This window comes from Burkholderia sp. 22PA0106 (assembly GCF_047497155.1).
In the GTDB taxonomy this organism is placed as follows: domain Bacteria; phylum Pseudomonadota; class Gammaproteobacteria; order Burkholderiales; family Burkholderiaceae; genus Burkholderia.
The window spans coordinates 1957757-1980513 of record NZ_CP163163.1 but is presented as its reverse complement, the minus strand read 5'-3'; the positions used below and the strand labels follow the sequence as shown (position 1 = coordinate 1980513).

Here is a 22757-nt window from a genome sequence, read left to right as displayed (position 1 = left end):
TCAGGCTCCGTGAGGCGTGGCGGACGGCGGCGGCGTGCGGTTCGCATCGTCCTCGCGTTCGTTCGATTTGACGCGGAACCAGGTCGCGTAGAGCGCCGGCAGATAGAACAGCGTCAGCACGGTCGCGCTGCTGATGCCGCCCATCAGCGCGGTGGCCATCGGTCCGAAGAAGTTCGAGCGCAGCAGCGGGATCAGCGCCAGCACGGCGGCCGCGGCGGTCAGCGTGATCGGCCGGAAGCGCCGCACGGTGGCGCCGACGATCGCGTCGAAGCGCTGGTGCCCGCCGGCGATGTCCTGCTCGATCTGATCGACCAGGATCACCGAGTTGCGCATGATGATGCCGAACATGGCGATCACGCCGAGCATCGCGACGAAGCCGAACGGCTGGCCGAACAGCAGCAGCGTGGCGGCCACGCCGATCAGGCCGAGCGGGGCGGTCAGCACCACCATCAGCACGCGCGAGAAGCTCTGCAACTGGATCATCAAGAGCGTCAGCACGGCGATCGCGAGCAGCGGCATCTGCGCATTGATCGAGGCCTGCGCCTTGCCGCTTTCCTCCACCGAGCCGCCGATCTCGATCCGGTAGCCGACCGGAAGTTGCGCGCGCAACGTATCGAGCTGCTTGTCGATGGTCTTGGTGACGTCGATGCCCTGGGCGCCGGCGCGCACGTCGGATTGCACGGTGATGGTGGGCTGGCGGTCGCGCTCCCACACCACGCCGTATTCGAGCGTGTTGCGGAACTGGCCGAGCGAGCCGAGCGGCACCGGGCCGTTCGGGGTGGGCATCGCGAGCGTGGCAAGCCGCGAAGGATCGATGCGTTCGGCCTTCGGCGCGCGCAGGTCCACGGCGATCAGCTTGTCGCGTTCGCGGTACTGCGTGACGGTGGTGCCTTGCAGCGTCATGGCGAGGAAGCTCGACACGTCCTGCGACGTCACGTTCAGGTCGCGCGCCTTCTTCTGGTCGAGCTCGAAGCGCACCGAGCGTTCGGCCGGCTCGTCCCAGTCGAACTGCACGTTGAACGAACGCGGGTCCTGGCGCACTTCAGCGGCCACCTTCTCGGCGATCGCGCGCACCGTGGCGATGCTGTCGCCGCTGACGCGGAACTGCACCGGGTAGCCGACCGGCGGCCCGTTCTCGAGCCGCGACAGGCGCCAGCGGATCGCCGGGAAGTGATCGCGCAACTCGCCGCCGAGCCAGGTCGCGAGCTTCTCGCGTTCCTTGACCGATTTCGCCGTCACCACCAGTTGTGCGAAGTTCGGCTGCTGCAACTGCTGGTCGAGCGGCAGGTAGAAGCGCGGCGCGCCGGTGCCGACGAAGCTGACCGTGTGATCGATCTCGGGCCGGCCGGCCAGCGCCTTTTCGAGCAGCTTGGTCTGCTGCAGCGTGGCCGCGAACGACGCGCCCTCGGGCAGCCGCACGTCGACCAGCAGCTCGGGGCGGTCCGAACTCGGGAAGAACTGCTGCGGAATCTGCGAGAAGCCGAACAGCGCCACCACGAACAGCGCCACCGTGATGCCGAGCACCACGAAACGCCGCTCGATGCACCAGCCGATCCAGCCGCGCAGGCGCGCGTAGAAGCGCGTGTCGTAGATGTCGTGCGCTTCGTGATGGTCGTCGTGATGCGCCTCGTCGTGCGCCGCATCGTGCGCGCCGGCCTTGGCCGGCTCGCGCTTGCGCTCCGGCAGCAGGTGATAGCCGAGCAGCGGGATCAGCACCACGGCCGCGATCCACGAGGCGATCAGCGCGATCGCCGACACCTCGAAGATCGAGCGCGTGTATTCGCCGGTGCTCGATTGCGCGAGCGCGATCGGCAGGAAGCCCGACACCGTGACGAGCGTGCCGGTCAGCATCGGGAACGCCGTGCTGGTATAGGCGAACGCGGCGGCGCGGGTGCGGCTGAAGCCTTGCTCCAGCTTCACGGCCATCATCTCGACGGCGATGATCGCGTCGTCCACCAGCAGCCCGAGCGCCAGCACCAGCGTGCCGAGCGACACCTTGTGCAGGCCGATGCCGAACAGGTACATGAACAGCGCCGTGATGGCCAGCACGATCGGGATCGAGATCACCACCACCATGCCGGTGCGCAGCCCGAGCGACACCAGGCTCACCACCAGCACGATGCCGATCGCCTCGGCCACCGCTTCGAGGAAGTCGTCGACCGAATGCGACACGGCCAGCGGCATGCTCGACACCTCGGTCAGCTTGAGGCCGGCCGGCAGTTGCGTGCGCAACTGCGTGGCGGTGGCCTCGAGCGCCTTGCCGAGCCGGATCACGTCGCCGCCGGGCTGCATCGTCACGCCGATGCCGAGCACCGGGTGGCCGTTCGAACGCATCTGCGTGACGGGCGGGTCATCATAGCCGCGCTTGACGGTGGCGAGGTCGCCGAGCCGGAACGTGCGGCCGTTGATGCGCACCACCATGTCGGCCAGTTGCTCGACCGTGCCGAACTGGCCGCTCGGGCGGATGTAGACGCGGTCGTTCGAGGTGGTCAGCACGCCTGACGATGCCACCGCGTTCTGGTCGTTGATCGCCTGGCCCAGCTGGGTGGGCGAGATGCCGAGCCGCGTGAGCCGCGCGTTGTCGATCTCGACGTAGATCCGCTGATCGGGGTCGCCGAAGTAATCGACCTTGCCCACGCCGGGCACGCGCAGCAGCACGGTGCGCAGCTGATCGGCGTAGTCGTGCAGTTGCGCGGCCGAGTAGCCGTCGCCGTCGAGCGTCCAGATGTTGGTGTAGACGTCGCCGAATTCGTCGTTGAAGAACGGCCCCTGCACGCCCTGCGGCAGCGTGGTGGAGATGTCGCCTACCTTCTTGCGGATCTGGTACCAGGTTTCGGGCACGTCCTTGACCGGCGCCGAATCCTTCATCGTGAAGAAGATCATCGATTCGCCGGGGCGCGAATAGCTGCGCACGAAATCGATGGCCGGCGTTTCCTGGAGCTTGCGGCCGATCCGGTCGGTCACCTGTTCCTGCACCTGGCGCGCGCTCGCGCCGGGCCAGAACGTGCGGATCACCATCACGCGGAACGTGAACGGCGGGTCTTCCGATTGCGCCAGGCGCGTGTAGGCCAGGATGCCCGCGAGCGTCGCGAGCACGATCAGGTAGACCACCAGCGCCTGATGGCGCAGCGCCCAGGCCGACAGGTTGAAACGGCTTTCCTCGCGTTCGCTCATGACGCGCCGTCCTCTGCATGCAGCGGCGCCACCGCGCGCACCTTCTCGCCGGCGCTCACGGTATGCACGCCTTGCTGCACCACGCGCTCGCCGGCCTGGATGCCCTGCGACACGGTGATGGTGTTTTCGCCGTAGCGCGTGACCGTCACGCGGCGCAGTTCGAGCGTGTCGTCCTTTCGCAGCACCCAGACGGCCGGGTCCTGGCCCTGGTGGAACAGCGCGGTGGACGGCAGCGTGTAGCGCGCGCCGTCGGCCGGCGTGCCGGCCAGCGCGACGTCGGCGGTCATGCCGAGCTTGACGGCCGGGGTGGGGTTCTCGAGCGTGAGCCGCACGCGATAGGTGCGGCTTTGCGGATCGGCGGCCGGCGCGATTTCGCGCACGCGCGCCGTCAGGCGCTGGCCCGGCAGCGCCGGCAGCGTGACGGCGGCCTCGTGGCCGGGCTTGAGCAGCGCGAGCGTGGCTTCGGGCACGTCGGTCACCACGTCCACCTCGCCCGACCAGGCCAGTTGATAGACGGCCTGCCCGGCGGACACGTTCTGGCCGGTATCGGCCTGCTCGGCCGTGATGTAGCCGGCGTGATCGGCCACCAGCGTCGTGTACTGAAGCTGGTTCTTCGAGAGCGCGAGCTGCTGCGCGGCCTGATCGCGCTGGGCGCGGGCCGACGCATAGGCGTTCTCGGTCTGTTCGAGCTGGGCGGGGGCGATCAGGTTTTCGCGGGCCTGGGCGCGGTCGCGCTCGACCTGCTGCTGCGCGTAGGTCAGCGCATGCGTGGCGGAGTCGAGCTGCGCTTGCGCGCTGGCGGCGTTCTTTTCGGAGTCCGACGGATCGAGGTGGGCGACCACCTGGCCCTGCTTGACGGTGTCGCCGAGCCGCACGCTGCGCTCGATGATCTTGCCGGCCACGCGGAACGACAGCGGCGTGGCGTAGCGCGGCTCGACATCGCCGGGCAGCGTGGCGGCCAGCGTCGCGCCGTCGGCGCTGACCGGCGTGGCCACCACCGGGCGCGGGGCGGGCGGCGGCCCGTTGTCCTTCGGATGACATGCTGCGACGAGCAGCGCGGCGCCGATGACGACGACTGCGCGGGGTCCGGATGCGTTCACGGCAACCTCATGAGGGAAGGCGGGCGGCGTTGCAACCGGCGCCAGGCGCCGGCCGCAACGAGCGGCGGCGGCCGCCGCGACGGCCTGTCGGGCCGGCGGCGAACACCTGTATCTCGAAAACAGCGATGCATTCTAATACACAGTTGTATCTGAATGCAAAGCTGGATCTTCCGAAATTTGGTGCTAGACTTCGCGCCATGAAACCGAAGCGCTTGACCCGCGAACAGAGCAAGGACCAGACGCGCGAGCGCCTGCTCAGTTCCGCGAACACGATATTTACGAAGAAGGGCTATGTCGCGGCGAGCATCGAGGACATTGCGGCCGCGGCCGGCTACACGCGCGGCGCGTTCTATTCGAACTTCGGCGGCAAGGCCGAGCTGCTGCTCGAGCTGCTGAAGTGCGATCACGAGGCGATGCGCGCCGAGCTGCAGCAGATCTTCGATTCGGGCGGCACGCGCGACGAAATGGAAGCCCGCGCGCTGACGTTCTACAGCCAGTTCATCCGTTTGAATCCGGCCTTCATGCTGTGGGCCGAAGCCAAGCTGCAAGCCGCGCGCGACGCGAAATTCCGCACCCGCTACATCGCGTTCATGCGCGAGAAGATCCAGGACATGGCCGCCACCATCGAGCTGTTCGCCGAGCGCGCGGGCACGCCGCTGCTGCTGCCGGCCGAGCAGCTCGCGGTGGGTTTGATGGGCTTGTGCGACGGCATCCAGGCGATCCACCAGGCCGATCCGCAGTTCGTGTCGCTCGAAATGACCGAAGCCACGCTCGGTGGCTTCTTCGCGCGCGTGGTGCTCGGGCGCTCGCCGGGCTGAACGCGCCGAATGTGCGGAGAGCGGCCGACGCGCCGCTTCGCATGCTTTCGAATTCCCGACTTTTCGCTTGTCCTGCCGGACGGCTGCCGCTTAACGGTTCCCGTTCAGGCGGCGGTACGCGTCGAGCAGCGACGTCTTGTAGACCACCCCGGCCAGCACCGGATTCGCCGCCGATTCGATCACCGGCAACCGTTCGCCCTGGAAGCACATGAAATGCTCGAGCGCCGTGCCGAGCGGCATGTCGGGCGTGAGCAGCGGAAACGGCGTGTGGGTGTAGTCGGCCGCCGTCTTGTGCTGCGTGTCGCGGCCTTCGAGCAGGTCCGACGTGATGTCCTTGAGCGCCACCGCGCCGCGAAATGTCTCGTCGGCGTCGGTCACGTACAGGTACTTGACCGGATATTCGAGGAACACGCGCGTCATTTCGGCCACCGTGGCGTCGGGATGCACCACGGTTTGCGCCGGCTGGATCAGCGCGCGCATCTGCGTGGATTTCAGCCGCAGCCGTTCTTCCTCGTCGCGATGGCGGCGCAGCGTGATCTCGTACATCGAGGTCTGGCCGAGCGCGCGTGCCGCGAAGTAGGCCACCACGCACGACACCATCAGCGGCAGCACCACCTGATAGCTCAGCGTCATCTCGAAGATCATGATGATCGCCATCAGCGGCGCCTGCGTGGCGCCCGCCATGAACGCGCCCATGCCGACGATCGCATATGCGTAGGACGCCGACACATGCCCCGGCAGCAGCATCTGCATGCCGAGCCCGAACAGCGAGCCGGCCGCCGCGCCCACGAACAGCGTGGGCGTGAAGATCCCGCCGACCGCGCCCGAGCCCGCGGTGGCCGCGGTGGCCAGCAGCTTGAACACCATCACGATCACCAGCGCCTGCCAGGTCCACGGCGCATGCAGGATCGAGTTCACGACGCTGTAGCCGTTGCCCCAGACGTCCGGTACCCAGATCGAGATGACGCCCACCACCAGCCCGCCCAGTGCGAGCCGCACCGGCAGCGGCGCGGGCAGCTTGCGAAACTGCGATTTCGAGGCGGCCAGCAGGCGCAGGAACTGCGGCGCGGCCGCGCCGCACAGCAGGCCGAGCGCGACGAACGCCACCACCTCGATGCCGGTGACGGCCGGGAACACCGGCATTTCGTACGGCGGCTTGTAGCCGGCGAACTCGCGCATCGTGATGTTGGCCACCACCGAGGCGACCAGCATCGGCCCGAAGCTTTCCATCGAGATCGCGCCCAGCACGATCTCGCCCACGAAGAACGCGCCCGCGATCGGCGCGTTGTAGGCCGAGGTGATGCCGGCCGCCGCGCCGCAGGCCACCAGCAGCCGCAGGCGCGGCGGATCGAAGCGCGCGACGCGCCCCACCAGCGACGCAGCCAGCGCGGCGAGCTGCACCATCGGGCCTTCGCGGCCGATCGAGCCACCGCTGCCGATGGTCAGCAGCGACGACGCGCTGCGCCAGAGGCTGTCCTTGACGGGCACGATGCCGTCGCCGAGCGCGACCGCTTCCATGTAGTCGACGCCGCCCGATTTCTTGGCGCTGCCACGCTGCGCGAACAGCAGCACGCAGCCGGCCAGGAAGCCGCCCGCGGCCGGCAGCCAGACGCGCACCTGCCACGGCAGCCGCTTGGCCATCTCGACGAAGCTGCCGCTCGAACCGGAAACGAGGCGCTGGATGGTATCGATGCCCTCGCGGAACAGGATCGTCGCGAAGGCGCCGCTGATGCCGGCGATCACCGACCAGATCAGCATCGTGTGGGCATCGGACAGGCGGAACAGAGTTTGGGCGCGCGTGCGCAGCTTCAGCAGAAAGGACAGCACGAGGTGGTGGGGAGCGCGGAGAAAGTCGAGGGCAAGGATAGCACCGCGCCGCGCCGGCCGGACGGTTCCGGCGGGCGCGGCGCGGGCAGCGAGGTGGGCTGCGGGGCGAGGGGCGTGCGGGTCGTCAGCCAAGCCAGCGCTCGACGAGCCAGGTGATGCCGAAACCGCCGACGATCAACCACAGGTAGAGCACGAAGCCGGCCGTCAGCGCACGCGGGCCGGCGGCGCGAATCTGGGCGAAGCGCGTTTCGATGCCGAGCGCCGTCATGGCCATGGTCAGGGCGAACGTGTCGAGCGTGTTCAGCGTGTGGACCGCCTGCTCCGGCAGCACGCCGAGCGAGTTGATCACGACGAAGCCGAGGAAGCCGAGCGCGAACCACGGCACCGCGAGCTTGCGCTTGCCGTGGCCGGCCGCCGCGCCGTTCGCCTTGCGCGACGAATGCGCGAGCCACGCGCCGAGCACCAGCAGCACCGGCACCAGCAGCATCACGCGCGTCATCTTGACGATGGTGGCGGTATGTACCACCTGCGCATCGACGCCGCTGGCCGCGCCCACCACCTGCGCGACCTCGTGGATCGTGCCGCCGAAGTAGAGGCCCAGGCCCTGCGCGTCGAGCGGAATCCAGCCGGCGTGATAGGCGAGCGGGTAGGCGAACATCGAGAGCGTGCCGAACAGCACCACGCTGCCGACCGCCATCGCGCTCTGGTGCGGCTTCGATTGCAGCGTCGATTCGAACGCGAGCACCGCCGCCGCGCCGCAGATCGCGCTGCCGGCCGCCGTCAGCATGGCCGTGTCGCGGTCGAGCTTGAGCAGCCGGGTGCCGACCCAGGTGCCGATCACGAGCGTGCTGACCACCATCAGCACCGAGACGGCCAGCCCCGGCAGCCCGACCTGGGCGATTTCCTGCAGGCTCACGCGCAGGCCGAAGAACGCCACCGCGATGCGCAGCAGCTTGCGCGCCGAGAAGTTGATGCCAGCGGCCCAGCTTTCCGGCATGCCGTCGCGCAGCGCGTTGCCGTAGACGGTGCCCGCGATGATGCCGACGATCAGCGGCGACAGGCCGAGCCGCTCGATGGCCGGCAGCCCGGCTAGACGGGTGACGGCGGCGGCGAACAGGGCGACGAACAGCACGCCGTTCAACTGGCCGCGCACGGACGGCGCGGCGGCGTGCGGCAGGGTGGGGTGGGCGGTGGACATGAGGCGGGCGATTCCGGGTGTCGATGCGATGGGCCTAATCCTAATTTGGATATATCGATATGAAAAATTGTGATTAGTGACATCAACTATCGGAAATTCTGATATTTTCTCGGCATGACCCCGGATCAACTGATAACGTTCGCCACCGTCGCCGAGCTGCGCAACATCAGCCGCGCGGCCGATGCGCTGCATCTGTCGCAGCCCGCCGTGTCGGGCCAGTTGCGCCAGTTGCAGGACGAGTTTGGCGAGCCGCTCTATGTGCGCGACGGCCGCGGCGTGCGGCTCACGCCGGTGGGCGAGGCGCTCGCGCCGCTGGCCGCGCAGGTGCGCGACGCCTACGGGCAGGCGCGTGCGTTTCGCGACGCGGTGCGCGGCGTCGAGCGCGGCACGCTGCGGATCGGCGCCAGTTCGACGCCGGCCAGCTACCTGCTGCCTTACCTGATCGCCGCGTTCCGGCCGCTCGCGCCGGCCGTGGTGGTCCAGACCATGACCGGCAACACCGCCGACGTGGTGGCGGCGCTCGCTTCGCTCGATCTCGCGCTGATCGAGGGGCCGCCCGGCGAATCGCTGCCGGCCGGCACCGCCGTGCACAGCTGGCACGAGGACGAGATCGTCGCGATCGTGCCGGCCTCGCATCCGCTCGCGGCGGCGCCCGAGGCGCCGGTGTCGCTCGACGTGCTGGCCGCCTCGCCGCTGGTGCTGCGCGAGGCCGGCTCGGGCGTGCGGCAACTGGTCGAGCGCGCCTTCGCGCGGGCCGGCGTGCCGGTGCGGGTGGCGCTGGAGATCGCCGGCGTGGAGGCTGTCAAGGAGGCCGTGCGGGCGGGGATGGGCGTCGGTTTCGTGTCGGCCATGTCGCTGCGCGGCGATGCGGCGCTGATCAAGCGCCCGATCGCGCCGCAGCCGCTGGTGCGCCGCTTCTCGATCCTGGTGCCGCATGCGGCCACGCCGTCGCGCGTTGCCGCACGGTTCCTGGAAATGAGCCTGGCTTGGCAGGGCGCCTGACGGCCGAGCGTCGGCGGCGTGATCCGGCACCGGTTTGTCGATTTCTCCCCCTAGGGATTTTCTCTATGGCCGCCGCCCGGGCCGAAGCGCACCATTCGCGTCATCGAATGGAACCGGTTCCAGGACGAGGTGCCCGGAGCCACACAATGAGAGACAAGCAGACATGGCACACATCGTGATCGTCGCCAGCGCGTTCGGTGTCGAGGCGATTCGCCGCGACGGGCATCGCGCCTTCGTGGCGCACGCGGCGCAGGCGGGCGCCTCGGGATTCGAGGTGCGGCGCGAGCTGTTCGCGTCCGACGACGACGCCAGCCCGGCCGCGCTCGCCGCGCTCGGCCTGGCGATCGCCGAGGCCGGCCTGTGGGCCGTCTATTCGACGCCGGCCAATCTGTATCGCGACGACGGCGCGCTCGATCGCGACGCGCTCGATCTGGCGCTGGCCGAAGCCGACGCGCTCGGCGCGCACTTCGTCAAATTCCAGTTGGGCGGCTTCGCCGGCGCGACGCATGCCGGCGCGATCGCCGAGGCGGCGCGCGGCGCGCGCGCGCGAATCCTGGTCGAGAACGGCCAGCTTGAGATCGGCGGCACGCTCGCGCAGTTCACCGGCCTGTTCGCGGCCTTGCGCGCCGAAGGCGCCGGCACGCTGCTCGGCATGACGTTCGACATCGGCAACTGGCTGTGGCCCGGCGAAACGCCGCTGGACGCCGCGCGCGCCCTGGCCGGGCACGTCGAATACATCCACTGCAAGGCGGTGACGGGCGAGGGCGCACGGCGCTTCGCGGTCGCGCCGCAGCAGGCCGACCCGCTGTGCCTGCCGGTGCTGGCCGCGCTGCCGCGCGACGTGCCGCGCGGCATCGAATTCCCGTTCGATGCGACGAACCTCGCCGCCGATGCGCACCGCCGCGTGGCCTGGCTCGACGCCGCCTGATCGTCCGTTTTCCGCATTCCGAAGGAGCTTTCATCATGTCGCAGTCCCCCGTCGAGATCGTTACCTACGGCGAGGCGATGACGCTGTTCGTCGCCAATGCGCCCGGCCCGCTCGCGCAGGCCGAGCAGTTCACCAAGCGCATCGCCGGCGCCGACCTGAACGTTGCAATCGGCCTGGCGCGGCTCGGCTTCCGGGTCGGCTACGTGAGCCGCGTCGGCGACGATTCGTTCGGCCGCCACGTGCTCGACACGCTCGCGCACGAACGCATCGACGCCGCCTGCGTGACGGTGGACGGCCGCTACCGCACCGGCTTCCAGCTCAAGGCGCGCGCCGACGACGGCAGCGATCCGGACATCGAATACTTCCGCAAGGGCTCGGCCGCCAGCCACCTGTCGCTCGACGATTACGCCGCCGACTACGTGCTCGGCGCGCGCCATCTGCACCTGACCGGCGTGGCCCCGGCGATCTCGGCCACCTCGTGCGAGCTGGCCTTTCACCTGGCCCGCGAGATGCGCGCGGCCGGCAAGACGATTTCGTTCGATCCGAACCTGCGCCCGACGCTGTGGCCGTCGGCCGAGGTCATGGCGCGCACGCTCAACGAACTGGCCTCGCAGGCCGACTGGGTGCTGCCGGGTCTGGCCGAAGGCCGTCAACTGACGGGCCTCGACACGCCGGCCGAGATCGCGCGCTTCTATCTGGACAACGGCGCGCGCGCCGGCGTGGTCATCAAGCTCGGCGAGGCGGGGGCCTATTACCGGTGCGCCGACGGCCGCGAAGGCACGGTGGCCGGCGAGCGCGTGGCGCGCGTGGTCGATACGGTGGGCGCGGGCGACGGCTTCGCGGTCGGCGTGATCAGCGCCTTGCTCGAAGGCCGCCCGGTCGAGGCGGCGGTGGCGCGCGGCAACCGCATCGGCGCGCTCGCGATCCAGGTGATCGGCGATTCGGAAGGCCTGCCCACGCGCGCCGAACTCGATCGGCTGGAAACCGATGCCGAGCCGGTCGTGGCCGAGGCGCTCGCGCGATAATCGCGCCCGCGCAGCCACGAACCCGCCACGAACCTATTGCGGCGCACGACGCCGAAGGAGACAGCCTCATGCATGCCACGCTTCCGGTCCGCCGCTGGTGGAAGATCATGCCGATCGTGTTCATCACGTACAGCCTCGCGTATCTCGATCGCGCGAATTTCGGCTTCGCGTCGGCCGCCGGCATCAACCAGGATCTCGGCATCGGCAAGGATCTGGCCTCGCTGATCGGCGCGCTGTTCTTCCTCGGCTATTTCTTCTTCCAGATTCCCGGCGCGATCTACGCGGAGCGCCGCAGCGTCAAGCGGCTTGTGTTCTGGAGCCTGATCTTGTGGGGCGGCTGCGCGGCGCTCACCGGCGTGATCGACAACATCCCGTCGCTGATGGCGATCCGCTTCGCGCTCGGCGTGGTCGAGGCGGCCGTGATGCCGGCCATGCTGATCTACATCAGCAACTGGTTCACCAAGCACGAGCGCTCGCGCGCCAACACGTTCCTGATCCTCGGCAACCCGGTCACGGTGCTGTGGATGTCGGTGGTGTCGGGCTACCTGGTGCACGAGTTCGGCTGGCGCCACATGTTCATCGCCGAAGGCGTGCCGGCGGTCGTCTGGGCGATCTGCTGGTGGGTGCTGGTGCAGGACAAGCCGGCGCAGGCAAGCTGGCTCACGAGCGACGAGAAACGCGACATCGAACGCGTGCTGGCCAGCGAGCAGGCCGGGCTCAAGCCGGTGCGCAACTACCGCGAGGCGTTCCGCCAGCCGGCCGTGATGATGCTGTGCGCGCAGTACTTCTGCTGGAGCATCGGCGTGTACGGCTTCGTGCTGTGGCTGCCGTCGATCGTCAAGAACGGCTCGTCGCTCGGCATGGTCGAGACGGGCTGGCTGTCGGCGCTGCCGTACCTGGCGGCCACCATCGCGATGCTGCTGGTGTCGTGGGCCTCCGACAAGCTCGATTTGCGCAAGGCGTTCGTCTGGCCGTTCCTGCTGATCGGCGCGCTCGCGTTCGCCGGTTCCTACGCGCTCGGCTCGACGCATTTCTGGCTGTCGTACTCGCTGCTGGTGGTCGCGGGCGCGGCCATGTATGCGCCGTACGGCCCGTTCTTCGCGATCGTGCCGGAGCTGCTGCCCAAGAACGTGGCGGGCGGCGCGATGGCGCTGATCAACAGCATGGGCGCGCTCGGCTCGTTCGTCGGCTCGTATTTCGTCGGCTACCTGAACGGCGCGACCGGTTCGCCCGCCGCGTCGTACGCGTTCATGAGCGTCGCGCTGGTGGCGGCCGTGGTGCTGACGCTGCTCGTCAAGCCGCAGCCCGACAGCGTGCCGCCGCTGGCTCACACTTCCACCGGAAAATGATTCGCATGACTCACCGTATCGTTGCCTACAAGACCCTGCCCGACGACGTGCTCGCCTACCTGGAGGCGCATGCCGAGGTGATCCACGCGAACGGCGCCGAGGCGCTGGCCGCCGCGCTGGCCGATGCCGACGGCGCGATCGGCGCGAGCCTGCCCGTCACCGCCGCGATGCTCGACGGCGCGCCGAAGCTGCGCGCCTGGTCGACGATCTCGGTCGGCTACGACCAGTTCGACGTGGCGGACCTGACGCGGCGCGGCATCGTGCTCGCCCACACGCCCGACGTGCTGACCGAATCCACCGCCGACACTGTGTTCGCGCTGATCCTGGCGAGCGCGCGGCGAGTGGTCGAGCTGGCGGAATTCGTCAAGGCCGGCGAGTGGAAGAAAAGCATCGGCGAGCCGCTGTTCGGCACCGACGTGCAGGGCAAGACGCTCGGCATCGTCGGGCTCGGCCGGATCGGCGCGGCGGTGGCGCGGCGTGCCGCGCTCGGGTTCCGGATGCGCGTGCAGTACACCAACCGCAGCCCGCATGCCGAGGCCGAGGCGCAGTTCGGCGCGCGCCGCGTGCCGCTCGACGAACTGCTGGCCACTTCCGATTTCGTCTGCCTGCAGGTGCCGCTGACCGAGGCCACGCGCCACCTGATCGGCGCGCCCGAGCTGGCACGGATGAAGCCCGGCGCGATCCTGATCAACGCCGCGCGCGGGCCGGTGGTCGACGAGGCAGCGCTGATCGAGGCGCTGCGTGCCGGCACGATCCGCGGCGCGGGGCTCGACGTGTTCGAGCGCGAGCCGCTCGCGGCCGATTCGCCGCTGCTGGGCATGAAGAACGTGGTGGCGCTGCCGCATATCGGTTCGGCTACCGCCGAGACGCGCCACGCGATGGCCCGCAACGCGGCCGAGAACCTGATCGGCGCGCTCGATGGCAGGCTGCGCGAGAACATCGTCAATCGCGAGCTGCTGGGCGGCGCGTCGGCACGGCAGGGCTGACGGCCGCCACGGGGCATGACGCGGCGCCGCGTGCAGGTCGGTCGACTGACGACTGTCCCGGCCCGGCGTGCCGTGTGCTGTGCGGCGTCCGGCTGCGTTATGATCGCGCGCTGAATGCGCGCCGAATCGCACCACAGGCTGCACGACGGGCTGTACGAATCGAGCGTCGCGGGCCGTCCGGCAACGTGCGCGCACGGGCCGGCGCTGCCGGCTTCGCCCCATGGAGAAACGATCAGTTGAACTGCGTATCCCGCTTCCGCCGTCGGGCCGCATGCCGCATTTTCCCGGAGACGATGCGATGACCGAGCCCCGCCCCGTGCCCGCCGCGCGCCCCGCGACGATCAGCGACGTCGCGCGCGAAGCCGGCACCGGCAAGACCAGCGTGTCGCGCTACCTGAACGGCGAGACCGGCGTGCTGTCGACCGATCTGCGCCTGCGCATCGAAGCGGCGATCGCGCATCTGAACTACCGCCCGAACCAGATGGCGCGCGGGTTGAAGCGCGGCCGCAACCGGCTGCTCGGGCTGCTGGCCGCCGACCTGACCAATCCCTACACCGTGGAAGTGCTGCAGGGCGTGGAGGCCGCGTGCCACGCGCTCGGCTACATGCCGCTGATCTGCCACGCGGCTAACGAGGCCGACATGGAGCGCCGCTACCTGCAACTGCTGACCACCTATCGCGTCGAGGGCATGATCGTCAACGCGCTCGGGGCGCACGAGGATGCGCTGATGCCGCTGCGCGGCTGCGGGATTCCGACCGTGATGGTCGATCGCCGGGTGGAGGGTTTCGATGCCGATCTGGTCGGCCTCGACAACGCCGAAGCCGTGCGCGCGGGGCTGGCGCACCTGCACGGCAACGGGTTCGGCGACATCGTGTTCATCGTGCAGCCGTACGAGCAGGTCAGTTCGCGCCGGCTGCGCGAGGCCGCGTTCCGCGAGGCGCTGGGCGCCACGGGCCGCGCGGCGCTGCCGACCGTGGTGGCCGATCTCGCCGACGCCGAGGCGTTGCGCGCCTCGCTCGCGGCACTCGATGCGCGGATCGACGCCGCGGCCGGCGAAGGCCGGCGCGTCGCGCTGTTCGCCGCCAACGCGCCCGTCGCGCTGGCGCTCGCGCGGCATCTGCACGCGCGCCACGGCGCGGGCTGGCAGGCCAAGGCCGCGCTGCTGTCGATCGACGACCCCGAATGGGCCGAGCTGCTCGGCATCTCCACGATTCGCCAGCCGACCTACGAAATCGGCTATCGCGCGGTCGAATTCGTGCACGACCGGATCGAGGGCGCCACCGGCGCGGCCCGCGAGGCGTTGCTGCCCGGACAGCTCATGGTTCGCACGTCCACCGCAAGCTGAGTATCATGCGGGGTCGCGCACCGGCCGGTGCGCCTGCCTTCCAAGGATCGTCATGACTGTTGCTCCCGCCACGCTGGTGGCGTTGATCATCGGCACGCTGATCGTCGCGCTGCTGCCGATCGTCGTGTTCCGCCTGCTCAAATCCCCCATGAAGGTCGACCGCCGCGATGCGATCGTCGGCATCGCCGCGTTCATGCTGTTCGCCACCCTGATCGAGCGCGGCTTCTATTCGCTGGTGCTGCACGTGCCCGCAGTGGCCTTGACGCTCGCCAAGCCCGGCGTGTTCGTCGCGTTCAGCCTGATCGCACCGGCCGTGATCGAGGAAGCCGGCCGTTATTTCGGGCTGCGTTTCGTCGAGCGCCGCTACGGCGCTTCGCTCGGCGACGGGCGCGGTTTCGGCTACGGCGTCGGCTTCGGCGGCGCGCAGGCCTGGTATGTCGGCGTGGTGGTGCTCGGCCAGTGGGTCTGGCTGGTCTGGCTCGCGCAGCGCGGCCAGCTCAACGCGCAACTGTCGACCATGCCCGCCGATCTCGCGCTGCGCATCCAGATGATGCTGGTCACGATGTCGGCCTCGACGGTCGGCGTGCGCGTGCTCGAATGCATCGCGATGTTCACGTTCCAGGTGGCGATGTCGGTGCTGGTGTGGCGCGGCGTGCGGGCGCGCAAGGTGTGGATTCTGCCGCTCGCGATCGTGCTGCATCCGCTGGCCGATCTGCCGCTGATCGCGTTCAATGCCGGCGCGCTTTCGATTTCGACGATGGTGACGAGCTACGGTCTGCTGACCGTGGCGCTGATCGCCGTGCTCGCCCGGTGGAGCCGGCCCGCGCCGCGCACTGCCTGAACCCGGCCTGACATTCACAAGGAGGTCGGCGATGGACGACGACTATCACTACGACTGCGCGAGCCCCGAATACGAGGCGCTGGCGCACGTGATCTGCGATCTGTTTCCCGAGCAGACGAGCTTTGCCGAGCGTCAGGACGACGCCGGGCGCTTCCTGCATGTGCAATGGCTCGGCATGCGTTTCGGCGCCGCGCCCAAGCGCATGACGCTCGATCTGCGGATCGAACCCGCCGCGTATGCGCGCTACCTGGCGATGCGGCCGATGCAGCGCGCGCGCAGCCATGCCGTGCTGCGCGCCTATGTCGAGGCGTTCATCGGCTCGCTCGAGGAGCGGCACGCCGAAGGGCAGGCGATCGAGCGCGATACGACGCTCGCGCTCGGCGAGGAATTCGCCTGACGGCCCGATGGTGATGGCCGACGGCATGTAGCGGGCCGCCGTTCGCGCGGCCCGGTCGTTTCACGTCCCGTTCCGGTTTCGGGTGTCAGCCGCCGTCGAACACGCGCGGCTGGTAGCCGTTGCCATCCCACTTCGCACGTTTGACCAGCCTGGGCGGTTGGCCCTTGGCCGGGCGCGTGCGCACCAGCAGATCGAAATGGCCGCGCGTCTGCGCCGGGCTGAACGCGAGCAGGTAGCTGCCGCTGGTGGTGGCGTCGGCGTCGCAATCCGCCTGCTGCGCCTCGGTCGGATCGTGTTTGCCGTGCGTGGCGTGTTGCACGCACTGGGCGGCCTCGTCCTTGTCGTAGCTCGACATCGAAGTCAGCGCGTCGAACACCGGCGCCAGCGCCGCGCCGTTCAGGTGATACAGCCGAATCGCCGCATAGGCATCCGAATGCGCCGTGGACGTGTAGTCATCGAGCACGCGCACGCCGAACGCGGTGTCGTTGGCGGAAAGCGGATACGGGATCAGGTCGAGTTGCAGCGACGGATGCCAGATCGGCCAGGAGAAATCGTCGATCGCGCCGTGCGTGCTGCTTGCGAGCAGGCGAAAGCCGTCGCCCTGGCGGGACAGCACGCCGGCCCACAGATCGGGCGCGTGATCGCCGTTCGGGGCGGGCAGCAGCGCGGCGACCACCCAGGCATCGCCGCTGCCGGCCGGCGCGTGCGGCCACGGCGCGAGCACCACTTGCCCATCGCCATCGGGCAGCGGTGCGGGATGGCCGAGCAGCGCGCTCAAGGCCGCGCCCAGTTGCGCTGGCGTGGCCGGCTCGGCGGCATGCGTCGGGGCGGCGACCAGCGCCGGCAGCATCAGCAGGCAGGCGCGGATCGCGTGGACGGATAGGAGACGGCGCAGGCGGGAGAGCGTCATGAAAGGTTTCGCGGCGTAGCGGCAGTGGGCGGTGAGCGGCGGATGGCAGCGCAGGCCCGTGGGGCCCGCGCCGATCTCATTCGACGACGCGATACACCTGCGCGAAACGCAGCGCCTGCACCACGCCGTAATCGCCGGGCGCGTACTGCATGACCCAGTCGCCGGCCGTGCCGCGCAGCACGTCGCCGTTCTCGGAGCGGGCGATCGTGAACGGCTCGTCCATGCGCCGCGCCAGCAGCACGGCGGGGCGGTTGCGGTACGGGCCGGGCTGGCCGTGTTCGAGGCCGTCGGCGGCCGGCAGATACTTCGGGTCGAAGCGCTCGCGCGACACGACCCAGCGGTCGCCGGTCGAGCCGGTCACGATCGCGTCGCCGCTCGCATAGCGGTTCGGCCCTTCGAGGCTCATCAGTTCGCCGGCCTCGGCCGCGAACGCCACCTGCACGGTTTCATCCTTGACGACGCGTTGCGCGGCGGCATCCGTGCGCAGGTCGATTTGCTTCAGTTCGATCATGGTTCGCGTGGCTTGCGCAAAAGCCCGCACTGTAGCCTGAAATGCCCGGGCTGGGGAGGGCGCGCGCCGGGCGCCGCCGGGCCGCCCAAAAAGAACCCGGCCCGTCGCGCGAAGGCGAGAGGCCGGGGTATTCGGTACGAGGGTACAGGGGGTACGGGGCCTGGCGCCGGGGCCGCAGCCCCGTTTGGCAGGCAGGCGGCGCTTATTGCGCGGCCGGTGCGCTGGCGGCGTCCGCTGCCGGCGCGGCGGCCGGCTTCTTGGCGGCCTTGTGCGGTGCATGCTTCGCGTCGCGCGGGCCGTTATGGTGCCAGCGTTCGGCGAACGTCTTGTCGGCGATGGCCTTCTGCGCCGGCGACAGCGCTTCATACAGCGGGCCGAACGAATCGACCAGCTTCTTCGCGCCGTCGGCGTTGGCCTGGGCGATGTCGGCGTATTGCTTGACGTCGTCGAGCGCCGTGGCCGAGCCCTTCGCATCCACGCGCTGGGCGTACAGGTTGCCCATCGTTTCGCCGTTGTCACGCATCGTGTCGGCGAACGGCTTCCATTGCGCTTCCTGTTCCGAGGTGATCTTCAACTGCTTGTGCAGGAAGTTGATCCGTTCTTCGACGCGGGCTTCGTGACGCGCGGCATGCGTGGCCGCAGCCGACGACGGCGTGGCAGCGGCCGGGGCCGAGGCGGGCGTTTGAGCATGAGCGGCAATCGAACCGCCGAGCGCGAACAGGGCGGCGAGAGTCAGCGAGATCTTTTTCATTTGAACTCCGGTGTGGTCGTCATTCGATTTCCGGTGCGTTCGCCATCGGGTGTAGCAAGCCGCGAGCCGGAAGGTGCGCTATTAGTAGCATGCGAACGTGCAAATGTGCAGCGAAGCGACATCTGCTTACAACCGAAACGAATCGCAAACGCTCGGCCCCGGCGCGGCGGTGCCGGCCCGGCCAGGCCCGCCGGGTCGGCGATGCGGCTTGGGGGGCTCGGGCATCGGCGCTATCATCGCGTCACCTTGTCACGGATACCGCCATGCGCCCACCCCGCCTCGACCAGCTCGACGAACTCGACCGCAGCCTCGTGACGATGCTGCAGGCGAACGCGCGCGCCAGCGTGGCCGAGCTGGCGCGGCAGCTCGGCGTGGCGCGCACCACGGTGATCGCGCGCATCGAGCGGCTCGAGCGCACGCAGGTGATCGCCGGCTACGGCGCCCGGCTCGGGCAGGACGTGCTCGATGCCAGCCTGGTCGCCTATGTCGGCATCATCCTCGCGCCGAAATTCGGCCAGGACGTGCTGAAGCGGCTCGATCGCATGCCCGAGGTGCAACTGCTGTGCGCCGTGAGCGGGGAGTTCGATTACGTCGCCTGGCTGCGCGCCGATTCGCCGGGCCGGCTCAACGACCTGCTCGACGAGATCGGTGCGCTCGACGGCGTCGAACGCACCACCACCTCGATCATCCTCGCGCGCAAGATCGATCGCGGCACGATCGGCGTCTAGCTTGCCGCACACGGCCCGGACCGGTCGACACAACGGCGACCCAACGGCCGACACAACACCAACGACACCGGAGAGACCATGAAGATGAAACCCAGCCAGGCCTTTTCCCGCCCCGAACGATGGTTGCGGCTCGCGTCGTGGGCCGTGGCGATCGTGTTCGCGCTGTTCCTGAACATGCTCGGCAGCCTGGTGATTCGCGACATGATGTTCGCGCCGGCCGGCGGCCCGCCGAACGTCGAGCAGTTCGCCGACACCGCGCGCGACGCCGCCTTGCGCGACGAGCGGCGCGCGCTCGACGGCCAACGCGAGAGCCTGTCGACCAAACAGGACGCCGCCGGCGTGGCCGTCACGCGCGCCCGGCGCGACTACGACAGCGCCAAGGAAGCGTTCCGCAACTGGGTCGCCACGCGCAGCGCGACCGGCGACAGCAGCCGCAACCCCGAGGTGCTGGCGCGCACGCAGCAACTGGACCGGCTGCAGGCCGCGCTGGCCGGTTTGCAGAAGCAGCAGGACGCGCTGTCGGACCAGGCGCAGGCGCTGGCCCAGCGTGCCCAGGCGCTCGATCAGCGCGCCTCGCAGGCCCGCGAGGCGGCCGACGCGCGTTACGCAAGCGCCGAGCGCCGCTATGCGCTGGAGGTGTTCGGCTGGCGCCTGGCGTTCACGCTGCCGGTGCTGCTGATCGCGCTCTGGCTGTTCGTGCGTTACCGGCGTGCGCGCTACTGGCCGTTTGTCCATGGCTTCGGGCTGTTCGCGCTGTCGGCGTTCTTCGTCGAGCTGGTGCCGTATCTGCCGGATTTCGGCGGCTATGTGCGGGTAGTGGTCGGCATTGCGCTGACCGTGTTCGCCGGCATCTACATGCTGCGGGCGTTCCAGCGCTACGTGGAGCGCAAGCGCGACGAGATGCAGCGCAGCCAGGACGAGCGGGCGCAGTCGATCGGCTATGAAAAGGCCATTGCTTCGTTCCAGAAGAAAACCTGTCCGTCCTGCGACAAGCCGTGGAGCCTCGGCGGCGAGCAGTCGACGTTCTGCATTCATTGCGGGCTGCGTTTGTTTCAGGTGTGTGGATGCGGGACGCGCAATTTCGCGTTTTTTCCGTTTTGCAGCGGGTGCGGGACGGGGGTGCAGGGGGAGGAGGCCGGAAAGCTTCCCGCTTGATGCACATATTTTTTTTCTAAAGAATGTTGTCAGGCTGCCGTCAATGGCAGCAAGGCCGTCATGTTGAATGTGGCGGGAATGCCGAAAATTCTCACCGAGCGGTCTATGAAACAACTTCTCAAGGCTTTCACGCGCGACGAGCGGGGAGTCAGTGCCATGGAGTACGCGATCCTGGCGACCGCCGTGATCGTGGCGGTCGCCGGCATCGGCGCCGGGTACCGCACGCAGATCAGCAGCATGTTCACGACGCTGTTCTCGCAGGCCAACAGCACGCAAAACAGCAACTGAGCAGCGCCGGGTGCGCTCACCTTTTGTTACTTTTTCGGGACGGCGCCCGGCTGGTTGCGTTCAAGCTTCGTTCCTTGACTGGCATGGGTTTGGATCCGATGTGCGGCGCTTCGTCGCGCATCGCGCAAACGATGTCGTCGTCAATTTTGTTATTTCAGACTGGCCGCAATAGGATTTTTCCTAAAGAATGTCGCCTGCCCGCCGATATCAGCGGCATGGCGGTCATGAAGCGGGTGGTTGCGCGGCCGGCGCGGCGGCTCGAAAGCCGAACGCGAGGCGTTGGCCACGCGCTGCATGACGCTGTCATGACTCGCCCGCGTCCATACGGCATTCGAGGGCGGTGCGGTGTAACAGTGTGTAGTGAAGATTTAACAGTGTTTCACGAACATTTGCACCGTAAAGCCAAGGTCGATATCTATAATTTGCCTCACGAGATAACTGCTCAGGCAACGGGCGAATTCTCGGAGGCTCCGCGGGTTCGAGCTGGCCGAAGGGCAAGGGTTTCGGCAGTCGATTGTTGTGGCGTCGTTGGGTCTCTCTGGTTGGTCTGGCTGATTTTTGATTAACGTTTTAATACTGGATTTACGGGGTTAACTATGAAGAAGCTTTTGAAGGCATTTGCTCGCGACGAGCGTGGCGTCAGCGCAATGGAATACGCAGTGCTGGCCGGTATCGTGATCCTGGCGCTGGGCGGCATCGCTGCCAACTACAAGACGCAAGTCAGCAACATGTTCTCGACGCTGTTCACGCAAGCCACCACGGCCCAGAACAACAAGTAATCGCCTGTTGGCCGCGGCGGGGCGTGCGGTTCGCCCCTCGCCGGCTTTCACTACCTCCCGGAAATCGTCGTGCTGGTCCTGTCCCTGCTGATGCGGATCGTCGTCGCCTGCCTGCTTGCCTGGCTCGCCACGGTCGATCTGCGCACGCGCAGGCTGCCGACGCGGGCGGTCGCCGCGATCGCGGTGCTGTTTCCTGTCGACGCCGTCCTGGTCGGCATGCCGGCTGCCGAGATGGGTCTCCATCTCGCGGTCGCGCTTCTTATTCTGCTCGCCGGCTTTGCGTTGTTTGCCGCGCGCATGCTCGGGGGCGGCGATGTCAAACTCGCCGCCGCCATCTTTTTGTGGGTCGGTGTGACGGGGTTCATGCCGGCGCTCACGCTGGTGTCCGTGATCGGCACGATCGTCGGATTCATCAGTCTCGCAACGCGCCGCCTGTCGCCGTCGGCAGAGCGGCGCGGCGTGCGCCGCTGGCTCGCGTTGTTCTCCGGCGCCCGTGGCGTCCCTTATGGTGTCGCGCTGGCTCTCGGTGGCGCCACTGCGATCGTGCTGCCTGGTGTGCTGCCTCTGCTTGCGCGATAGAACGTCTCAACCATGTCGAATCTCTTCAAAATTCTTGGCTTGCTGATTGGCGCGGTGATCATTGCGCTGATCGTCCGGCTCGTGATCGTATCGTCCCAGCACACCGATACGCCCGCGGCGAACACGGCGAAAGTCCAGGTCGCCGTGGCGGATTTGCCGGTCGGCATGCTGCTGCGCGATGAGGATCTCGGCTGGAAATCCGTGTCGACGCGTGACGTGCCCACCAACGCGGTGGTGTCCGGCGCGGCCGGCGCACCGGAGCTGAAGGGCGCGTTGCTGCGTCATCCGGTGACGGCTGGCACCGTGCTGGTCAGCTCCGACGTGATCCTGTCCAATGCTCCGGGCTTTCTGGCGGCGACGCTCAAGCCCGGCATGCGCGCCATCTCGGTTGCCGTCGACGACGTGTCCGGCAACGCGGGCCTGATCCAGCCGGGCGACTATGTCGACCTGCTGCTGACCCAGCAAATGACCGGCCGCACCGATTCGCCGGGGCAGTCGGTGTCGAGCGAAACCGTGGTGCAGCAGGTGCGGGTGCTGGCGGTCGGCTCTCAGTTCACGCGGCCGAAGGACGATGCGACGCCCAACGTCGACGGCGGCTTGCGCACGGCGCGTACCGTCACGCTCGAAGTGACGCCGCGCATGAGCGAGGTCGTGGCGGTCGCGTCGCACCTCGGCAGCCTGTCGCTCGCGCTGCGCAGCTTCGCCACCGAGAATCGCGATCCCAAGTCGACCGCCGCGGCCGTCGACACGATGCCGGCTTCGCAAGTCGCGCCGGTGTGGAGCGGCGACGTCTCGCGTGCCCTGCATGACCTGCAGCGTCCGCGTCAACCGTCGGAGCCCGGCTTCACGGCACCTCCGGTCACGATTTATCGCGGTTCGGAACGCAGCACGGTCGGCACGGGCGGGGGCGGTGGCGTTGCTTCGCCGCTGCCGACGGTCATGCCCACGCTGCCGGTCGGAAACTGATGTCGGCCCGCGCCATATCTGGATCATCGAGTCTCGGCATCGAGCAGGAATATGCACTCATCATGAAATCGCGGTTCGGAACTTCCCAGCGGATGCGCAT

General features: G+C 68.5%; 22 protein-coding genes. 15 read left to right on the top strand and 7 right to left on the bottom strand.

Annotated elements, in window-relative coordinates; all coding sequences use genetic code 11:
* The gene (locus AB4850_RS23495) at nucleotides 1–3174 is read right to left on the bottom strand and encodes an efflux RND transporter permease subunit (RefSeq protein ID WP_414445373.1); all 3174 of its coding nucleotides are present in this window, start codon (nucleotides 3172–3174) and stop codon (nucleotides 1–3) included.
* Nucleotides 3171–4274 (bottom strand): efflux RND transporter periplasmic adaptor subunit, encoded by a 1104-nt coding sequence (locus AB4850_RS23490; protein WP_414445372.1) that lies wholly within the window; start codon nucleotides 4272–4274, stop codon nucleotides 3171–3173. Before AB4850_RS23490 ends, AB4850_RS23495 begins: the two co-directional genes overlap by 4 nt.
* Before the next feature lie 197 nt (nucleotides 4275–4471).
* Between AB4850_RS23490 and AB4850_RS23485 the strand changes: the two genes are divergently transcribed.
* On the top strand, nucleotides 4472–5092 hold the full coding sequence (locus AB4850_RS23485) for a TetR/AcrR family transcriptional regulator (protein WP_414445371.1): 621 nt from the start codon (nucleotides 4472–4474) through the stop codon (nucleotides 5090–5092).
* Between the two features lie 90 nt (nucleotides 5093–5182).
* Here AB4850_RS23485 and AB4850_RS23480 read toward each other — a convergent pair whose 3' ends face one another.
* Nucleotides 5183–6919: a ClcB-like voltage-gated chloride channel protein gene (locus AB4850_RS23480; protein ID WP_414445370.1), complete on the bottom strand. Its 1737-nt coding sequence runs from the start codon at nucleotides 6917–6919 to the stop codon at nucleotides 5183–5185.
* A gap of 124 nt (nucleotides 6920–7043) precedes the next feature.
* Nucleotides 7044–8117, bottom strand: a complete 1074-nt coding sequence (locus AB4850_RS23475; protein WP_414445369.1) for a YeiH family protein — start codon at nucleotides 8115–8117, stop codon at nucleotides 7044–7046.
* 114 nt (nucleotides 8118–8231) lie between these two features.
* On the opposite strand from AB4850_RS23475, the gene AB4850_RS23470 reads away from it, so the two are divergent.
* The 8 genes from AB4850_RS23470 (at nucleotide 8232) to AB4850_RS23435 (ending at nucleotide 15990) form a co-directional block, all read left to right on the top strand.
* Nucleotides 8232–9119, top strand: a complete 888-nt coding sequence (locus AB4850_RS23470; RefSeq protein ID WP_414445368.1) for a LysR family transcriptional regulator — start codon at nucleotides 8232–8234, stop codon at nucleotides 9117–9119.
* A 163-nt stretch (nucleotides 9120–9282) separates the two neighbouring features.
* On the top strand, nucleotides 9283–10047 hold the full coding sequence (locus AB4850_RS23465; RefSeq protein WP_414445367.1) for a TIM barrel protein: 765 nt from the start codon (nucleotides 9283–9285) through the stop codon (nucleotides 10045–10047).
* Between the two features lie 35 nt (nucleotides 10048–10082).
* Nucleotides 10083–11072, top strand: a complete 990-nt coding sequence (locus tag AB4850_RS23460; protein ID WP_414445366.1) for a sugar kinase — start codon at nucleotides 10083–10085, stop codon at nucleotides 11070–11072.
* A gap of 68 nt (nucleotides 11073–11140) precedes the next feature.
* A complete protein-coding gene (locus tag AB4850_RS23455; RefSeq protein ID WP_414445365.1) occupies nucleotides 11141–12421 on the top strand; it encodes an MFS transporter in 1281 nt (426 codons plus the stop codon).
* 5 nt (nucleotides 12422–12426) lie between these two features.
* Complete coding sequence (locus AB4850_RS23450; protein ID WP_414445364.1) at nucleotides 12427–13407, top strand: 2-hydroxyacid dehydrogenase; 981 nt, start codon at nucleotides 12427–12429, stop codon at nucleotides 13405–13407.
* A gap of 298 nt (nucleotides 13408–13705) precedes the next feature.
* Entirely contained in the window at nucleotides 13706–14752 is a 1047-nt protein-coding gene (locus tag AB4850_RS23445; RefSeq protein ID WP_414445363.1) for a LacI family DNA-binding transcriptional regulator, read from the top strand.
* A 52-nt stretch (nucleotides 14753–14804) separates the two neighbouring features.
* Entirely contained in the window at nucleotides 14805–15593 is a 789-nt protein-coding gene (locus AB4850_RS23440; RefSeq protein ID WP_414445362.1) for a YhfC family glutamic-type intramembrane protease, read from the top strand.
* 31 nt (nucleotides 15594–15624) lie between these two features.
* On the top strand, nucleotides 15625–15990 hold the full coding sequence (locus AB4850_RS23435; RefSeq protein WP_414445361.1) for a DUF3022 domain-containing protein: 366 nt from the start codon (nucleotides 15625–15627) through the stop codon (nucleotides 15988–15990).
* An 85-nt stretch (nucleotides 15991–16075) separates the two neighbouring features.
* On the opposite strand, the gene AB4850_RS23430 is transcribed toward AB4850_RS23435, so the two are convergent.
* The 3 genes from AB4850_RS23430 to AB4850_RS23420 all read right to left on the bottom strand — a co-directional run bounded on the left by AB4850_RS23430 (nucleotide 16076) and on the right by AB4850_RS23420 (nucleotide 18162).
* The gene (locus AB4850_RS23430; RefSeq protein WP_414445360.1) at nucleotides 16076–16900 is read right to left on the bottom strand and encodes a hypothetical protein; all 825 of its coding nucleotides are present in this window, start codon (nucleotides 16898–16900) and stop codon (nucleotides 16076–16078) included.
* A 76-nt stretch (nucleotides 16901–16976) separates the two neighbouring features.
* Entirely contained in the window at nucleotides 16977–17411 is a 435-nt protein-coding gene (locus AB4850_RS23425) for a PGDYG domain-containing protein (RefSeq protein WP_414445359.1), read from the bottom strand.
* A gap of 202 nt (nucleotides 17412–17613) precedes the next feature.
* Nucleotides 17614–18162 (bottom strand): Spy/CpxP family protein refolding chaperone, encoded by a 549-nt coding sequence (locus AB4850_RS23420; RefSeq protein WP_414445358.1) that lies wholly within the window; start codon nucleotides 18160–18162, stop codon nucleotides 17614–17616.
* 263 nt (nucleotides 18163–18425) lie between these two features.
* On the opposite strand from AB4850_RS23420, the gene AB4850_RS23415 reads away from it, so the two are divergent.
* From AB4850_RS23415 to cpaB, 6 genes are all read left to right on the top strand, one after another.
* Nucleotides 18426–18890 carry an Lrp/AsnC family transcriptional regulator gene (locus AB4850_RS23415; protein ID WP_414445357.1) on the top strand — a complete coding sequence of 155 codons (465 nt, stop codon included), beginning with the start codon at nucleotides 18426–18428 and terminating at the stop codon, nucleotides 18888–18890.
* An 84-nt stretch (nucleotides 18891–18974) separates the two neighbouring features.
* Entirely contained in the window at nucleotides 18975–20045 is a 1071-nt protein-coding gene (locus AB4850_RS23410; RefSeq protein WP_414445593.1) for a hypothetical protein, read from the top strand.
* A 105-nt stretch (nucleotides 20046–20150) separates the two neighbouring features.
* Nucleotides 20151–20333, top strand: a complete 183-nt coding sequence (locus AB4850_RS23405; protein ID WP_414445356.1) for a Flp family type IVb pilin — start codon at nucleotides 20151–20153, stop codon at nucleotides 20331–20333.
* Between the two features lie 596 nt (nucleotides 20334–20929).
* A complete protein-coding gene (locus AB4850_RS23400) occupies nucleotides 20930–21112 on the top strand; it encodes a Flp family type IVb pilin (RefSeq protein ID WP_414445355.1) in 183 nt (60 codons plus the stop codon).
* Between the two features lie 69 nt (nucleotides 21113–21181).
* A complete protein-coding gene (locus tag AB4850_RS23395; RefSeq protein WP_414445354.1) occupies nucleotides 21182–21691 on the top strand; it encodes a prepilin peptidase in 510 nt (169 codons plus the stop codon).
* A 12-nt stretch (nucleotides 21692–21703) separates the two neighbouring features.
* On the top strand, nucleotides 21704–22657 hold the full coding sequence (gene cpaB / locus AB4850_RS23390; protein ID WP_414445353.1) for a Flp pilus assembly protein CpaB: 954 nt from the start codon (nucleotides 21704–21706) through the stop codon (nucleotides 22655–22657).
* Nucleotides 22658–22757 lie beyond the last annotated feature (100 nt).

Coding starts and splice junctions, on each gene's coding strand:
- AB4850_RS23495 (WP_414445373.1), bottom strand. CDS start 3,174: ATGAGCGAACGCGAGGAAAGCCGTTTCAACCTGTCGGCCTGGGCGCTG.
- AB4850_RS23485 (WP_414445371.1), top strand. CDS start 4,472: ATGAAACCGAAGCGCTTGACCCGCGAACAGAGCAAGGACCAGACGCGC.
- AB4850_RS23475 (WP_414445369.1), bottom strand. CDS start 8,117: ATGTCCACCGCCCACCCCACCCTGCCGCACGCCGCCGCGCCGTCCGTG.
- AB4850_RS23470 (WP_414445368.1), top strand. CDS start 8,232: ATGACCCCGGATCAACTGATAACGTTCGCCACCGTCGCCGAGCTGCGC.
- AB4850_RS23465 (WP_414445367.1), top strand. CDS start 9,283: ATGGCACACATCGTGATCGTCGCCAGCGCGTTCGGTGTCGAGGCGATT.
- AB4850_RS23460 (WP_414445366.1), top strand. CDS start 10,083: ATGTCGCAGTCCCCCGTCGAGATCGTTACCTACGGCGAGGCGATGACG.
- AB4850_RS23455 (WP_414445365.1), top strand. CDS start 11,141: ATGCATGCCACGCTTCCGGTCCGCCGCTGGTGGAAGATCATGCCGATC.
- AB4850_RS23450 (WP_414445364.1), top strand. CDS start 12,427: ATGACTCACCGTATCGTTGCCTACAAGACCCTGCCCGACGACGTGCTC.
- AB4850_RS23445 (WP_414445363.1), top strand. CDS start 13,706: ATGACCGAGCCCCGCCCCGTGCCCGCCGCGCGCCCCGCGACGATCAGC.
- AB4850_RS23440 (WP_414445362.1), top strand. CDS start 14,805: ATGACTGTTGCTCCCGCCACGCTGGTGGCGTTGATCATCGGCACGCTG.
- AB4850_RS23435 (WP_414445361.1), top strand. CDS start 15,625: ATGGACGACGACTATCACTACGACTGCGCGAGCCCCGAATACGAGGCG.
- AB4850_RS23430 (WP_414445360.1), bottom strand. CDS start 16,900: ATGACGCTCTCCCGCCTGCGCCGTCTCCTATCCGTCCACGCGATCCGC.
- AB4850_RS23425 (WP_414445359.1), bottom strand. CDS start 17,411: ATGATCGAACTGAAGCAAATCGACCTGCGCACGGATGCCGCCGCGCAA.
- AB4850_RS23420 (WP_414445358.1), bottom strand. CDS start 18,162: ATGAAAAAGATCTCGCTGACTCTCGCCGCCCTGTTCGCGCTCGGCGGT.
- AB4850_RS23415 (WP_414445357.1), top strand. CDS start 18,426: ATGCGCCCACCCCGCCTCGACCAGCTCGACGAACTCGACCGCAGCCTC.
- AB4850_RS23410 (WP_414445593.1), top strand. CDS start 18,975: ATGAAACCCAGCCAGGCCTTTTCCCGCCCCGAACGATGGTTGCGGCTC.
- AB4850_RS23405 (WP_414445356.1), top strand. CDS start 20,151: ATGAAACAACTTCTCAAGGCTTTCACGCGCGACGAGCGGGGAGTCAGT.
- AB4850_RS23400 (WP_414445355.1), top strand. CDS start 20,930: ATGAAGAAGCTTTTGAAGGCATTTGCTCGCGACGAGCGTGGCGTCAGC.
- cpaB (WP_414445353.1), top strand. CDS start 21,704: ATGTCGAATCTCTTCAAAATTCTTGGCTTGCTGATTGGCGCGGTGATC.